The 16324-nt window shown below is 43.0% G+C and carries 7 protein-coding genes; 2 read left to right on the top strand and 5 right to left on the bottom strand.

Annotated features, from left to right (window positions below; translation table 11 throughout):
- The first annotated feature begins 2 nt into the window (after positions 1-2).
- Positions 3-9824 (top strand): non-ribosomal peptide synthetase, encoded by a 9822-nt coding sequence (locus tag J2Z28_RS10625; protein ID WP_211082453.1) that lies wholly within the window; start codon positions 3-5, stop codon positions 9822-9824.
- Between the two features lie 474 nt (positions 9825-10298).
- Positions 10299-10481 (top strand): YjfB family protein, encoded by a 183-nt coding sequence (locus J2Z28_RS10620; protein ID WP_017687882.1) that lies wholly within the window; start codon positions 10299-10301, stop codon positions 10479-10481.
- Positions 10482-10624: 143 nt separating this feature from the next.
- On the opposite strand, the gene J2Z28_RS10615 is transcribed toward J2Z28_RS10620, so the two are convergent.
- The 5 genes from J2Z28_RS10615 to J2Z28_RS10595 all read right to left on the bottom strand — a co-directional run bounded on the left by J2Z28_RS10615 (position 10625) and on the right by J2Z28_RS10595 (position 16200).
- Positions 10625-11362 carry an HAD family hydrolase gene (locus tag J2Z28_RS10615; protein ID WP_211082452.1) on the bottom strand — a complete coding sequence of 246 codons (738 nt, stop codon included), beginning with the start codon at positions 11360-11362 and terminating at the stop codon, positions 10625-10627.
- A 71-nt stretch (positions 11363-11433) separates the two neighbouring features.
- Positions 11434-12483 (bottom strand): zinc-dependent alcohol dehydrogenase, encoded by a 1050-nt coding sequence (locus J2Z28_RS10610; RefSeq protein WP_211082451.1) that lies wholly within the window; start codon positions 12481-12483, stop codon positions 11434-11436.
- Positions 12484-12685: 202 nt separating this feature from the next.
- On the bottom strand, positions 12686-13924 hold the full coding sequence (locus tag J2Z28_RS10605) for an aspartate aminotransferase family protein (RefSeq protein WP_211082450.1): 1239 nt from the start codon (positions 13922-13924) through the stop codon (positions 12686-12688).
- A 90-nt stretch (positions 13925-14014) separates the two neighbouring features.
- Positions 14015-15223 (bottom strand): MFS transporter, encoded by a 1209-nt coding sequence (locus J2Z28_RS10600; protein WP_211082449.1) that lies wholly within the window; start codon positions 15221-15223, stop codon positions 14015-14017.
- 344 nt (positions 15224-15567) lie between these two features.
- Positions 15568-16200, bottom strand: a complete 633-nt coding sequence (locus tag J2Z28_RS10595) for a hypothetical protein (RefSeq protein ID WP_211082448.1) — start codon at positions 16198-16200, stop codon at positions 15568-15570.
- Positions 16201-16324 lie beyond the last annotated feature (124 nt).

Here is a 16324-nt window from a genome sequence, read left to right as displayed (position 1 = left end):
GTATGTCTATTTTTAAGAAACAGGAATCGTATTGGGCAAGCCGATTTGAAGATGATGATCATCTTGTTCATTTGCCTTATTGCAAGACAACCTCCAAACACCCAGACGATACGCAGCACCAGAATGATATATATAAGTCTATGTCAGCCGATGTTTCACATAAAATCAAGTCCATGTCGCGAAATGCTCCTATGGCGATATATACGATCTTATTAACGGGAGTTCAGTGTCTGTTATATAAATACACGAATGAAACCAAGATGATTATTGGTATACCAACGATGGAAGAAAAGAACACTGATCTCTCGCTCTCGAATAAGGTTCTTGTCTTAAAAAATAATATCAATCATGCGATGTCATTCAAGTCCTTATTTAATCAAGTGAAGACCAGTTTAACTGAAGCCATTCAGCATCAACGAATCCCTTTCAGAAAAATGGTTGAACATCTAAATGTTCAATATGATTCGAACCATGTACCTCTAATTCATACCTTGGTTTCGTTGAATGAAATTCATCCTGCCCTTGATGAAAATAACGTAAAAGCGGCGACGATGTTCCACTTTGATCTCGAGAACGACTTCATTCAGTTAAGATTAGTTTATGATGATGATCGTTATGATCGCGATTATATGGTACAAATTGTAGAGCATCTTGACCAATTGTTTTCCGTAGTTCTAAACCAACCTGATCTGGAGTTAAGTCAAGTTGATATGTTATCAGAGTTTCATCGAAACAAGCTGTTATATGACTTTAACGATACAAGGGTTGAGTATCCACAGAACAAAACGATGCATCAATTATTTGAAGAACAGGTGGAACGAACACCGGACCATCCGGCAGTCGTATTTGAGAATAGACAGTTAACGTACAGAGAGTTAAATCAAAAATCCAACCAATTGGCCCGATTACTTCAAGCTAAGGGGGTGCAGGCGGGTCAGTTCGTTGGCATTATGGCAGAGCGCTCACTTGAGATGATCATAGGTTTATTCGGTATTCTAAAAGCTGGCGGGGCATATGTCCCAATCGATCCGGAATATCCGGCAGATCGTATTCACTATATCCTTGAGGATTCAAAAGTGGCTTGGTTGCTGCATCAAAGTCATATACAGGAACCTGAACATTATGCGGGGACATGTGTCATTCTGGATTCTGAAATAAATCACTATGATGATCATTTAAATTTGGACGATGGAGCGATCTCCAGTGATTTGGCATATATGATCTACACGTCTGGAACAACAGGTCATCCCAAAGGCGTAATGATTGAACATGCCAGCATTGTGAATTCCCTGCAATGGAAATCGGATTTTTATCATTTTACCGGAGATGATCGGGTATTAATGCTGAATCCTTTCGTTTTTGATTCATTTATTACTCATTTCTTTGGTCCGATGATATCTGGCTCGACAGTGTATTTGTTAAACCAGCAACAGTGTAAAGATGCTGTGGCCATCAATACGATGGTCAAAAAACAGCAAATTACGCACATCCAAAGTCCACCCAGTTTCTTGATGACCCTATTGGAACAAGTAAGCGCGGAAGATTGGGCATCCATGAAAAATGTGGTGGCTGCGGGAGAGAAGATTGTTCCTGCCTTAATACACAAATTGCAGCGCATCAATCCACGCATCGAAGTGTGTAATGAATACGGACCAACCGAAAATAGTGTTGTATCCACAGTTCTGTCGATCAAATCGGCAGGTCAAAATATCTCAATCGGGAAGCCTATTGCGAACAATAGAGTCTACATTTTAGGAGAACGGAATGAATTGCAGCCTATTGGAGTTCAGGGAGAATTATGTGTAGCCGGAGCAGGGCTATCCAGAGGTTACTTGAACCGTCCAGATCTGACGGCGGAGAAATTCGTGGATGATCCATTTGTTTCGGGAGCAAAAATGTACAAGACAGGTGACTTCGCAAGATGGCTGCCCGATGGGAACATAGAGTATATAGGAAGGGTAGATCATCAAGAGAAAATTCGTGGACACCGGATTGAACTTGGTGAAGTGGAGACGGCTCTTCTAAATAGTACCCAGATAAAAGAGGCCATCGTCATAGCCAGAGAAGATGAAACAGGAACCAAACAATTATGTGCTTACCTGGTAGGGGAGGACGTAATCACCATCGGGGAACTGCGGGAGGCGCTGTCCCAGCAAGTGCCAAACTACATGATTCCGTCCTATTTTGTACAGCTGGATCAGATGCCGCTCACGTCTAACGGGAAAGTCGATCGCAAAGTGCTGCCTGCTCCCCAAGAACATATGTTGAAGGGCATGGAGTACGAAGCACCCCGAACGATGGTGGAACAACAACTAGTATCGATCTGGGAAGAGGTACTTGGGGTAGAGAACATTGGGATTTTGGATAATTTCTTCGAGCTTGGAGGAGATTCGATTAAATCCATTCAAGTCTCTTCAAGATTATATCAAGCAGGTTACCAGGTGCAGATGGATCATCTGTTTAAAAATCCAACCATAGCAAGCTTGATTCCCTATGTTCAACCCATAAGTACCCTGTCAGAACAGGGAATCATCACTGGAAAAGTGATGCTGACTCCAATCCAGCATTGGTTTTTTGAGCAATACAAGGTAGATGCCCATCATTATAATCAGTCCGTGATGTTGTATCGGAAAGAAGGTTTTCATGAAGTCACACTTCGCCGTGTATTCGATAAATTGAGTGAGCATCATGATGCACTTCGTACAGTATATCGTCTTACAGAACAGGGTTATGAAGCGTGGAATGAAGGGTTGGCAAGGGAATCCTTATATACACTTGAAGTGATGGACTTCAAGTCATTAGCAGATCCGTCTCAAGAAATCGAGAAGAAGGCAAATGAAATGCAAAGCAAGTTTACGTTGGAACGTGGACCCTTGATGAAGCTGGGCGTATTTCAATGTGCAGATGGAGATCATCTATTAATCGTTATTCATCACCTCGTCATCGACGGGGTTTCATGGCGAATTTTGATTGAAGAACTATCAAGGGGATATGAACAATTAAGTGATGGAGAATCGATTCAACTACCGCAAAAAACGGCCTCCTTCCAATTATGGGCAGAACAGCTTCAGTTGTATGCGAACAGTGATGCGATAACGAAAGAAATTGCATATTGGAATGAAATTGAACAAGCAACCTATAAGCCGTTACCTACAGATTTCGAAGCGGATCATGCACTGGAAAAAGACAGTGAAGAGATCACCATGGAATGGTCAGTGGCAGAAACGGAACAATTATTAAAACAAGCGAATCGTGCTTATAAAACGGAAATTAACGATTTGCTGCTCAATGCACTAGGCATGTCTATTCACCAATGGACGGGTATGGATAAAGTGCTGGTCAATCTGGAGGGACATGGAAGAGAACAAATTTTACCGGATCTCGATATTACACGAACGATCGGATGGTTTACGAGCCAGTATCCGGTTGTACTTGATATGGAAGCAAGTTCAAATATGTCTCTTTTCATCAAAACAAACAAAGAAATGATTCGTCAAATCCCTAAAAAAGGGATTGGTTATGGTATTTTACGATATTTAAGTGCACATCAGCAAGAAACGCCCTTTACCTTGAATCCTGAAATTAGCTTTAACTATTTGGGTCAATTTGATCAGGATCTTCAGAATAGCGGGATGCAGATCTCTCCCTATCCAGGCGGAGCAACAGCAAGCGACAATCACAGAAGAAATGTTCTTATCGATATGAATGCCTTAATTGTGGAAGGCAAATTGACGTTGTCCCTTCGGTATAGTCGCACCCAATATCAAAAAGAAACGATGGAGCGAGTGGTAACATATTTTAGAGATCATCTGCAAGAAATCGTGATGCATTGTGTGACAAAAGAGAAGCCGGAATGTACACCAAGTGATCTAACATTAAAAGGAATTACGATTGAAGAATTAGAAGGATTTGTTCAAGAATCGGAACACATTGGTGAAATCGAAGATATATATGCTTTGTCACCGATGCAAAATGGGATGTTCTTTCATCATTTGCTTCATTCAAAGTCTGAAGCGTATTTCCTTCAAACCACGCTGGATCTTCATGGTCCGTTAGACGTAAAAGCTTTTACGGAGAGTCTGGATCAGTTGATGCAGCGTAATTCGATTCTCAGAACAAATTTTCATAGCAAATGGAAGAATGGACCCCTGCAAGTGGTATACCGTCATAAACGGAATGGGCTAATATACGAAGATTTGCGTGAGATGAATGAAAAAGATCGTGAAGCATACGTGGCAGAATATACAAGAGCAGATAAAATAAAAGGTTTCGACCTGTCTCAGGATGTGTTAATGCGTATCTCGATCTTGCAAACGGATGACCAAACCTATCGTTTCATTTGGAATTATCATCATATTTTAATGGATGGCTGGTGCCTGTCTCTTGTAATCCAGGAGTTGTTTGATGGATACTTTGCTATTCAGGAACAACGAAAACTGGAGGCAAAGAGTACGATTCCATACAAACACTATATTGAATGGCTGGACAACCAAGATCATGAAGAATCCCTGAAATACTGGCGTGACTATTTGCAAGGTTATGATGAGCAGACCACTTTGCCAAAAGAACATTCAATTACGAAGAGTGATGAATATCATTCAGAGCATATGATTTGTACACTTAGTCAGGAATTAACCGGACAGCTCGCACAAGTGGCCAGTCAGAATCAGGTGACGCTGAACACGTTCATGCAGACAGCCTGGGGAATGTTGCTACAGATATATAACGGCAGTGAGGATGTTGTATTCGGAAGCGTGGTGTCGGGCAGACCTGCGGCGATTGTTGGAGTTGAGCGAATCATTGGTTTATTCATCAATACCATTCCTGTACGTATTCAGACTCAAGGTAACGAGACATTTGCAGCGATTATGAAGCGGAATCAGGAACATGCTGTCGCTTCGCATCCACATGACACGTATCCGTTATACGAGATTCAAGCAGAAACATCGCAAAAGCAACATTTGATTGATCATATCCTGATATTCGAGAATTATCCTGTACAGGGCATTATGGAACAGTTTGGGGATCAGGAGGAGACAGCTCTTCGGATTACGAATGTAGAAGCAGATGAACAAACGAACTATGACTTTAACCTGATTATTAAACCAGGCCAATCGATGAAATGTATGTTCTATTACAATGCTAACGTCTATGATCGGGCAAGCGTAGAACGCATTCAAGGTCACTTGATTCAGATGTTGGAGCAAGTGGTCAACAATCCGAATATTCCGATCCATGACATTGACTTGACGACAACACAGGAGAAAACACAAATTTTGGAACAGTTTAATGATTCCATGGCTGATTATCCAAAGGACAAGACGATTCATGGACTGTTTGAGGAACAAGTGGCAAGAACTCCTGAACACGTTGCGGTTGTATATGATGATCAACATTTGACCTATCAAGGGCTGAACGAGAAAGCCAACCAATTGGCAAGAACGTTGAAGGCTAAAGGCATTCAAAATGATCAGTTAATCGGGATCATCGCTCATCGTTCGCTAGACATGGTTGTAGGAATCCTTGCGATTTTGAAAGCGGGTGGCGCATACGTGCCGATTGATCCTGAATATCCGGAGGATCGTATAAACTACATGCTTGAGGATTCAGGTGTACATGTATTATTAATGCAAAGTCATTTGCAAGAACGCATCTCTTTTGCAGGAGAGGTCGTTTGCCTGGATCTACCTGGGTCCTATCATGAAGATCATTCCAATTTGGGAATGACTGCTGCACCAACAGGCCTGGCATATGTAATTTATACCTCAGGAACGACAGGTAAACCAAAAGGGACATGTATTGAACATAAAAATGTGGTGCGATTGTTGTTCAATAGTAAAAATTTGTTTGATTTTAATGCATCTGATACATGGACATTATTCCATTCCTTTTGTTTTGATTTTTCGGTATGGGAAATGTACGGAGCATTGCTCTATGGCGGAAAACTGGTTATCGTACCTCAAATGACGGCAAAAAGTCCGGAACAATTTCTACAATTGTTAAAAAACGAGCAAGTGACGATATTGAATCAAACGCCAACGTATTTCTATCATCTTCTTCAGGAAGAACTGGCGGGTCATGCAGCAGATCTGAAATTAAGAAAAGTGATTTTTGGAGGAGAAGCCCTCAATCCCGTGTTATTGAAGGAATGGAAGCTGAAATATCCATTTATCCAGTTAATTAATATGTATGGAATAACCGAAACAACGGTTCATGTAACGTATAAGGAAATAACCGACATTGAAATACATGCTGGAAAGAGCAATATTGGAAAACCAATCCCAACGTTGCAGACCTATATTTTGGATAAACATCAACGCATTCAACCGATCGGTGTTCAGGGAGAATTAGTTGTAGCAGGTGAGGGCCTTGCCAGAGGTTATCTGAACCGGCCTGATTTAACCGCAGAGAAATTTGTTGATCATCCCTGGATTACAGAAGGGAAAATGTATCGCACAGGAGATGCCGCAAGATGGCTGCCGGATGGAAATATTGAATATCTGGGACGAATCGATCATCAAGTGAAAATTCGCGGTTACCGAATTGAGCTTGGCGAAGTGGAAACTGCGCTTTTGCAAATAGACTCCATTCAGGAAGCAGTCGTTATTGCCCGTGAGCATAAGGATGGTTCGAAGCAGTTGTGTGCGTATTGGAAAGGCGACAGCTCACTGACAGCGAAGAAAATCAGAATGGCATTATCTCATGAAATTCCGGATTATATGATCCCGTCTTATTTTGTTCAATTAGAGCATATACCGTTAACTTCCAATGGGAAGGTTGACCGTAAGGCATTGCCATCTCCACAAGAACATATGCAAAAAGGGACCGAGTATATGGCACCGCAGAACGCTGTAGAACAAGCGATCGTCGCTGCCTGGGAAGCTGTGCTTGGTGTTCAAAAGGTTAGCACATCAGATCATTTCTTTGAACTCGGGGGCGATTCGATTAAATGTATTCAAGTTTCCTCACGACTGCTTCAAGCAGGGTATAAAGTGGAAATGAAGCATTTCTTCACCTATCCGACAGTAGCGGAGTTGAGTGAACACGTTACATCTGTGAGCACTATTTCTGACCAAGGGGAAGTTACGGGGCAAGTGATGCTGACACCTGTTCAGCGCTGGTTCTTTGATCAAAATATGGTGGACACACATCATTACAATCAGGAAATGATCTTCTTTCGTGAAAAAGGGTTTGATGTTCGCTTTATTCACAGCATCATGGATAAGATCGTGAAACAGCATGATGCTCTCCGCATCCTTTATCGACAAGCGCCTGAAGGCGGATATGAAGCGTGGAATCGAGGGGCAGACGAAGAAGCATTATACAGCCTTGAAATCGTTGACCTCAAAACAGAAGCAGATCCTGCATCGTTCATTGAAAATAAAGCAAAAGAAATTCAGAGTGGTATGGATCTGTCTTACGGACCTTTGATCAAACTTGGGTTGTTCCAATGTGCTGAAGGGGATCACCTGCTTATTGCCATCCATCACTTGTTGGTAGACGGGGTTTCATGGCGTATTTTATATGAAGATATTCAGACAGGGCAAGACCAGTTCTTAAGAGGTGAAGAAATCCGGCTTCCTCAAAAAACGACCTCGTTTAAACAATGGGCAGAACAATTGTCTACGTTTGCAGACAGCCCGGCGATGAAGCAAGAGAATCCATACTGGAGTCGTGTGGAGCAGGCCCAGCTAAGCCCGCTACCTAAAGATATGGATTGTGTTGAGACGATTGGCAAAGATAGTGAAACGATCACTATTCATTGGACAGCAGCGGAAACCGAGCAATTATTAAAGCAAACACATCATGCGTACCATACGGAAATTAATGATATATTGCTAACCGCATTAGGAATGGCTGTTCATGATTGGACAGGCATGGGAGAAATCCTCGTAAATCTGGAAGGGCATGGTAGAGAAGACATCCTGCCAGAGCTGGACATTACGCGTACAGTGGGATGGTTTACGAGTATGTACCCCGTTATGATTACGATGGAGTCCGGGGCTGACTTATCAAGGAAGATTAAGACCGTCAAGGAAGGACTGCGCCAGATCCCAACCAAGGGCATTGGTTACGGGATTTCGAGGTATTTGTCACATGGAAATGAAGGATTCAAGTTAGAGAAAAATCCCGAAATTAGTTTCAACTATATGGGACAGGTGAATCAGGATTCGAGCCAAGATGGCATTAAATTCTCGCCTTATTCCAGCGGGCCATCCGTAAGTGAAAACAACAAGAGACCATTTGTGCTTAATATTAATGGCATTGTTACAGAGGGGCGGTTGTCGCTGTCTATTAACTATAGTTCAAAACAATATCGCCGGGAAACGATGGAGCAATTGGTTTGTCTCTATAAGGAAGGTCTTAATAGAGTCGTTGAACATTGTGTAACGAAGGAACAAACCGAGCTTACACCAAGTGATATTTCATGCAAGTCATTAACCATTGATCAATTGGATCAAATCGTGGAACAAACTGGGCACATCGGTCGAATCGAAAATGTCTACCCACTTACACCATTACAGAAGGAAATGTTGTACGAAAGTGAACGGAATCCAATTTCGGGCGCTTACTTTGTACAAATCATGTTTGACATGCGTGGAAATTTGGATGTTACCTCTTTTGCGCAAAGCTTGGATCAATTAATGCAAAGGCATGCGATATTAAGAACTAATTTTTACAGTGATTTCGTGGATATCCCTCTTCAAATCGTGTATCAAGAGAAGAAATTTGAATTTAACTATGAAGATGTAGCTGGCACAAGTGAGCTGCAACGTAAAACGTATGTTGACGAGTATATCGAGCAAGACAAGGCAAGAGGATTTGACTTACAACGAGATTCGCTAATACGTATGTCTGTTTTACGAACAAAGCATGAGGAATACCGCGTCATATGGAGTTTTCACCATATTTTGATGGATGGCTGGTGTATGTCTCTGGTAAGCAAAGAAATATTTGAGAATTACTTTGCGATTCGGGAGAATAGAAAGCCTCAAGTGACTCTATTAACACCTTATAGTCAATTCATTGAATGGTTGGAACAGCAAAATCATCAAGGTGCAATAACCTATTGGAGTCATTACTTGAAGGGTTATGAGGGGCAAACGAAACTGCCCGGAGAAAAAGTCAAACCGAAACATGAAAGACAGGATTCCAGAACGCTAAACTGTTATTTGGATGATGTACTAATCGAGCAAATGAAACAGATTGCAGAACAGCAGCATGTAACTCTCCATACGTTAGTGCAGACGGTCTGGGGTGTATTGTTGCAGCAATACAATGAAAGTAACGATGTTGTATTCGGAAGTGTTGTATCGGGCAGACCGCCTGTCATTCCTGGGATCGAAAGTATGATTGGGTTATTTATTAATGCAATTCCTGTTCGTATCCAGGCTCAGGCCGATGAGTCATTTATATCTCTAATGAAAAGGAATCAGGCTCAAGCTGTGGAGTCACATGCATATGATACGTATTCGTTATATGATATTCAAAATCTGACCAAGCAAAAACAATCTCTGATTAACCATGTTGTTGTATATCAGAACTTCCCGGTAGAGAACCGCATGGAGAGTCTGGGTCAGAAAGGTGAAACACCGCTTGAGATTATGAATGTTGGGGGTACAGAACATAATAGTTTTGATTTTACCTTGATTGTCAAACCCCATGAAAATATGAAGATCGTATTGATGTATAATGCCAATGTGTATGACCCATCTACCGTTGAACAGATTCAAAAACACTTTATTTCCATGATTCAACAGGTGGTAAGTAACCCGGAAGTTAAAATAAACGAACTTGCGTTGAGTACGTCGAACAGTTATTAATGGACAAGTAATGGGTCGCTCCAAAAGTGAGTTTCCTCCTCACTCAAAGCGCTAACGAATCTGACGCGTCTTAAGAGGTAGATTCGATGTGAACGGCAAACTTTAACGAACCTCAGTAACGTTATTTCATCATATCAGGGTGTCAGAACCTAAAAAAAGACCCAATCGACGAAATAACGTCTCTGTGATTCGTTACACTACAGACCTGTGCAAATCAAAGCGAATAGCGTGTGCCAGGTTCATTAGAATAAAATAATTTTAATAAGGGGTGTCCTAAGTCATGCTCATGACTTATGGGACGCCCCTTTTTATTGCTCTGTTAATGATGATAGCTGGAAAATTACTGTAGATGGAGAAATAAAGCCTCTTACGTGGTCGGATCAACATTTTGATCGACCTTTTAACAATTCCTCCCTTCTGACCGATATATAATAAGTACATCTATGTAATCAGAAAGTGAAAGGAGTGCAGAACATGGATATTGCAGCATTATCAATGGCGATGAGCCAAGCATCAGTAGTGCAGTCGGCAAGCTTGCAAGTAATGTCGATTACGAAAGACATGGCACAGCAGCAAGGCCAGCAGATGGCGGAAATGTTGAAGTCAGTGCCTGCTCCTCATCCCAATCTGGGTGGAAGTCTCGATCTTTCGGTTTAGTTGAAATTACAGCATGTGTCCTCATGTAACACCCATTGCAGCAAGCAAAACCCAAACAGCTCCAATTCGAATGAATTGAAGCCGTTTGGGTTGTTTTTTTTCTAAATACATTCCGAAATTATGATCTTTTTATTACGATCTTCTCAGCGAAACTTTGACAAACTTGGCAATCTGCCTTCAAAGGGCAGTGTATCCTTCAATGTCCATAACTCATCGTAACTGGAAATCTGAAGATCGGCTTTGGACAAGTCCTGATTGCCTGATCCCGGATTACGATATCCGATACAGCGCATGCCTGCACTTTTGGCGGCTTGGACACCATTGCGAGAGTCCTCGATCACCAGGCAATTCGAAGGAGATGCACCAATCATCTCAGCTGTGGTCAGGAAAATATCTGGTGCCGGCTTGCCGTTCGTAACTTCCTCACCTGTCATTCGAATCTCAAAGTATTGTCCAAGTCCGGTTTTGTCCATGATTAAATCAATCAGTGCACGTGGAGAGGAAGAAGCAACGGCTATGGGTATGTGCTGCTCATGCAGCCAACTTAACCAGCGTTCCACGGAAGGCATTGCCGTCAGATTCGGATGGGCGAGCATCGTTTGCATCACATTATGCTGATGATAAGCAAATATTTCTTCCAGCGTAGCTGTCAGTTGATGCTTTTCCAATACTTGCTGCCACATGGATTCCAGCGTAACTCCAACATAGGTATGATGTTCTTCATCAGTCATGACAGCGCCAAAATGGGCAAAAGAGCTGCGCTCAATCTCGAAATAAATCGGTTCGCTGTCAATCAGTACACCATCCATGTCAAAAATGACCGCTTGAATGATGTCATCATTGGGCGCTCCCAGTCCGTTAGATTCTTTGTTTGCAGCCATGTTGTATTCCTCCTCCAGGATTGTGTGTACATATATCTCTACTGTAGTCCATTCATGGTTAACGTTCCATTTTAGAAACTGGAACCGCTGGATTGCAGCACAACTTTAATGGCATGTGAAGAGGCTTGAAGTGTGCGTCCCTGAATATCGCAGCCAAGTGTGCGGAAAGCCTCTTCGTAATCCTCCAACGGGAAGGAGTGGGTGATGATTTTTTTTGCCGGAATAATCCCTTGTTCAATCATATAATGTGCGGTAGCAAATGTCCCCAGAGAATCGATGGAACCAATAATTTTCAGACTGCGGTCCACAACTTCCTTGGGATTGAAGGATGTGTTTCCATCTCTCAGACCAACCAGCATCAGATAACCTCCGCTAGCGAGCTGGGAAAGCACTTGTGTGCCCACAACGCCTGTTGTATCAATAATCATATCGACCTGATGGGTTGCGGGTGACAGTGATTCTATGGCATTTTCGAAGGATGAATGAACTTCCCAACGATCAGGTGCAATGGAACCGGCAATGGCTAAGCGTTCTTCGGAGATGTCAACCAGACAGCCGGTAACCCCTTTTGAAGCGAGCGCGTAGCTGTACAGAATGCCGATTGGGCCTGCACCGAGGATGATTGTTCTGAAATTCGGAAGTAGATGAATCTGATTAATCCCCGTCAGCATACAGCTGAGCGGTTCCGTCAAAGTTGCTTCTTCATAGCTCACATGGTCCTTCAATTTGTACAAAAAACGATCCTCGGTCACATAATAATCTGTAAATGTTCCGTCAGCACTCACACCTGTCTCGGTAACAGACTTATGTGTGCAATGATTTTGTCTGCCTGTTCTGCACATGTCACACTGTCCGCAATAGTAGGTAGGGTCGATCACAACACGGTCGCCCGCTTGTAATGTCGTTACCGCAGAGCCAACATCAATGACTTCCCCGGCAGACTCATGACCGAGAATGACAGAAGGAACCGCATGATATTTGCCGCTGACAATACCGAGATCGGTACCGCATACACCTGTCGCCCGAATACGAACCAACACCTGATTATCTCTTGTAATTTCCGGGACAGGCCTTTCCTCAAGCGCCACATCCCAAGCCGATTTATATACCAATGCAAGCATGATATAACCTCCTTATAGTAATAAAAATTGTATTTCAGATTACACGATAACGAAGAGAACAGAACAAACATGTAGAAGCGGAGCGTTCGCCTTTATCAACGGATTTTTCCCTTGGGAAAAGGGGAATCAAAAAATCCGGGGATAACAGCGATCGAAAGGTTGTTCTGTTTGCGTAGTGTTCGAGTGTAATATGAATTACTCACTAATGAACGCTGGCAAGCACCGAATCCAGCCGCTCTACAATCTCAACCAGTTCGTCTTCGGTTGTGGTAAGGGAAGGCCGGACCTTAACAACGTTGCCGAAGCCATATCTTGAACTTCTCAAGATCAGATGTTCATCTGTAAAAGCGCGGTCAACAATGGCATTGGTTTTGAGCGTATCCGGTTCATTACCGTCACCTACAATCTCGAGCCCCCACATTAACCCGACACCACGAGCTTCACCGATACTTGGGTATTTCATAGCCAATTCATGCAGCAATTCACCCAAAATTTCACCTTTGCGTTTCACCGCATCCAGAAACCCGGGTTCGGATACCACTTCCAAGGTGGATTTGGCAGCGGTTACGGAGATCAGATTACTACCTGAGGTGAAGGAGTGTTCGTGCTTTTCGAGCACATTCAGCCGGGATTGCATTAATACCGCAGCAACAGGTACGCCGATTCCGCCAAGACCTTTCGCAAGGGTAATCATATCAGGCTGGATATCAAACAGTTCGCTGGCGAACATGGTTCCGGTACGACCGATGCCTGTCTGCACTTCGTCGGCAATAAGAATAATATTGTATTCATCACACAGTTTACGCAGTCGTTTGAAATATCCGGCAGGAGGAATGATATTGCCGCCATTCCCGAGAATAGGTTCGATGATCATGCAGGCGACTGAGCCGGAACTTGCATATTCTATCGCATCAGATATAGCTTCAACACATTGATAGTCGCAGTCTCCATTTGAGGATTTGAATGGGCAGCGATAACAATATGGGGCAGGTACATGGACAGCGTTAGCCACAGCCGAATTGGGGAACCGTTTCCGCCGGAAGGCATTCCCCGAAATCCCGGTGGCAAATTGGGTCTGCCCATGATGGGATAGATACAGGCTGATGATGTCTGTCGATTCGGTATACTTCTGTGCAATTTTGGTTGCACATTCGTTGGCAGTTGAACCAGTGATATCCCGCATCCATCCGGCATTAATGTCGTTTGGAGCATATTCGATTAAGTGATCAAGTACTTCATTTACGTACGGTTCAGTGAAGGAGGAAGACATATGCGTCAGATTGCCGACTTGTTCCTGAATTTTGCTGACTACATGTGGGTGATTATAGCCCAGTGACAGATTGAATGTTCCCGACACGCCGTCCAGGTATTCAACACCTGAATCGTCAATCAACTTAATCCCTTTTCCGGCTATGAAGCGGTTGTTGGTTAAAGTTTGCATACGATTTCCTCCAATATAATGGTGTACTAGCTCGAACGAAGCTCAACAATCCCGGATGATGCGGGCATCACCTCCCTTAAGAAACGATGTTTACATTTCCTTGCTATGTTGTGCGAGAGCAGTACGTACTGCATTATTTTTTACAGTCCATAGATGAGAGACCATCAATGTGAGCAGCAGGATCAGACAGAATCCGGCCAAAATCCAGATCGTATTCACAACAGGCCCTGTACTCATACTCCATCCAGTCACATACTGCAAGATGGCACCTCCAATACCACCCGATGCGATCAGGATACTGGTTGTCCGCTCGGTCATACCGGGAATCAGAACATTTGCGTAGACCAGTGCGATACAGAACAGCCCCGACATGAACAGACCGGTTCCGAAAATGAGTACATACGTTGTCCACTGTCCAGTTACAAATACCATAGCGACCGTAAACAAAAGCGTGCCAACCGTACTCCAGATCAGGAAAGGCATATAGTTGACGGCTTCCGCTATTTTCCCGGAGAAAAGACGACCGATGATCATCGCAATCCACAGGATGGAGACACTCAGCGATGCGACAGATTCCTGAAGGTGCAGTCGTTCTACGAGAATGGAAGGCAGGAAGTTCATCAATCCCAATTCCAATCCCATGTAGATGAAAAAGAAGATGACGAAGATCGTCAGCAGACCCAGATGTTTTCTCGAATATTGGGCTTTACCTGCTGTATGTGCCACTGTATTCTCGCCAGCCTGTTCCAGATACAGTGCGGCTGGCCGCGGCATAGTGATCCACAGCAACATGAGAATCAGTGACAACACGGCCACCGTATAAAAAGTAAGATGCCACAGATCCATCCAGATGAATAAAGCAGCGATAGCCGGGATGAGAAGTGCTCCAAGAGCAAAGAAGACATCCAGCTTGGACATGGCGACCGCCTTTTGATTCTCAGTGAATTCGATCGTGAATGCACCTACAGAGGGTTCGATGATACCTGAACCGAAACCTACGATAATCGTGAGAAGAAGAACTACAGACCAGGATGGCAGAAAACCGAGTAATATATAGGCGGTTATAATACAGATCAGGGCAAGGGTCAGCATCGCTTTTCTTCCGATACGGGCTGTCAGGGCAGGAGCTGCGATTACACCGACAAGAAATCCAAGAAACTGCAGAAATAACAAAAATCCGCCATCACTGTAACCGCGCTCATAATGTGACAATAAAACAGGAAGAAGTGCACCGAGCACAACGCTGGTTATGCCGATTAACAGATAAAAACCGCAGCTTAGAGCGAATATTCTTTTCAAAAGTCCGCCTCCTAGTTGGATATAAATTTTATATTATGTAATTTATGTTTATTTCATATATAACTTATACCATAATTGTCCAAATGTACATGCTTTTTGTTGTAAAATAATGTTAAATTTTGATGAAGAGAAATATTTCTCGTACAAAATTTTTTCTAAAACGATTTCGTGTCGAAAGGATAAATATGATCCAATCCATATGACCTTTTAACAGGGTTTGGCATCTATATTGATCGAGAATAGTAAAACGTGCATATATAAAAAAAACGTTCCCTGTCTAGGTAGACGGGAAACGTTCTGATTAGACGTTTTATATAATGATACCTGACCTCAACGTATCGCTATTAAGCAGTCTGTACAAAGAATATTCCATCGAATGGTGCGTGCGCAGACGCGGGACCACTTCGCAAAAATAAATAACCGTTTGCATCGGGAAGACCCAATATATCCCGATAAGGCTCAGGAAAATCTCCGGAATATATTTGACACACCAGTTGATGTTCCTCTACCAAATGGTCAATTCCTTTCACACCGTTTGGTAAAGTGGGAGAGAAAAATGAAAATGCAGGGAAATCTTGATCGTCTAACTCCACTTCGATTAAACGTACGCCTCTTAACGGAATGGGTGGAACGGGACATACGGAAGTGAGTGGATGCGAAGATACTGAGACATAAGTGCATCCGGCGAGAATATTCTCGTTCCATTCCAGCTCATCTCCCATATAGGTTACCTGATCCAGAAAGTATTCGGAGGCGGAGTATGTCGAGAAGACCGAGATATATTTATCTTGTGGTAAGGAAGGGATATGGACCTGCTGTGAAAGTGTATTGCAATTGATGGAGAACAGATGTAATAAAGGCTGACCCTCAGGGTTAAGCGGCCAGTCGGAAACGTATGCAGTTTCTCCACCAATCCACATGCCAGAGTCTTGGTTTGGATCATTGGGGTCAACTGTAAATCGAGTAACTTTGTACATGAGAGACTCCTTTCAGATTGTATTTTGGCATTCATATATAGCGTTGTATGTGTTTTTATATAACAATTCATTGCTTCGTTTCAGTATAAATGAGATGATGTGGAATGAAAATCAGTACAAGGTA

The sequence above is a fragment of the Paenibacillus xylanexedens genome (assembly GCF_017874615.1).
In the GTDB taxonomy this organism is placed as follows: Bacteria; Bacillota; Bacilli; order Paenibacillales; family Paenibacillaceae; genus Paenibacillus; species Paenibacillus xylanexedens.
Note: the sequence above shows the minus strand (reverse complement) of the source record. Positions and strands in the feature narration are given on the sequence as shown.

What these genes read in the sequence shown, in the direction of transcription:
- J2Z28_RS10605 (WP_211082450.1), bottom strand. Translation starts at nt 13,924, where the DNA reads ATGCAAACTTTAACCAACAACCGCTTCATAGCCGGAAAAGGGATTAAG.
- J2Z28_RS10625 (WP_211082453.1), top strand. Translation starts at nt 3, where the DNA reads ATGTCTATTTTTAAGAAACAGGAATCGTATTGGGCAAGCCGATTTGAA.
- J2Z28_RS10615 (WP_211082452.1), bottom strand. Translation starts at nt 11,362, where the DNA reads ATGGCTGCAAACAAAGAATCTAACGGACTGGGAGCGCCCAATGATGAC.
- J2Z28_RS10610 (WP_211082451.1), bottom strand. Translation starts at nt 12,483, where the DNA reads ATGCTTGCATTGGTATATAAATCGGCTTGGGATGTGGCGCTTGAGGAA.
- J2Z28_RS10620 (WP_017687882.1), top strand. Translation starts at nt 10,299, where the DNA reads ATGGATATTGCAGCATTATCAATGGCGATGAGCCAAGCATCAGTAGTG.
- J2Z28_RS10595 (WP_211082448.1), bottom strand. Translation starts at nt 16,200, where the DNA reads ATGTACAAAGTTACTCGATTTACAGTTGACCCCAATGATCCAAACCAA.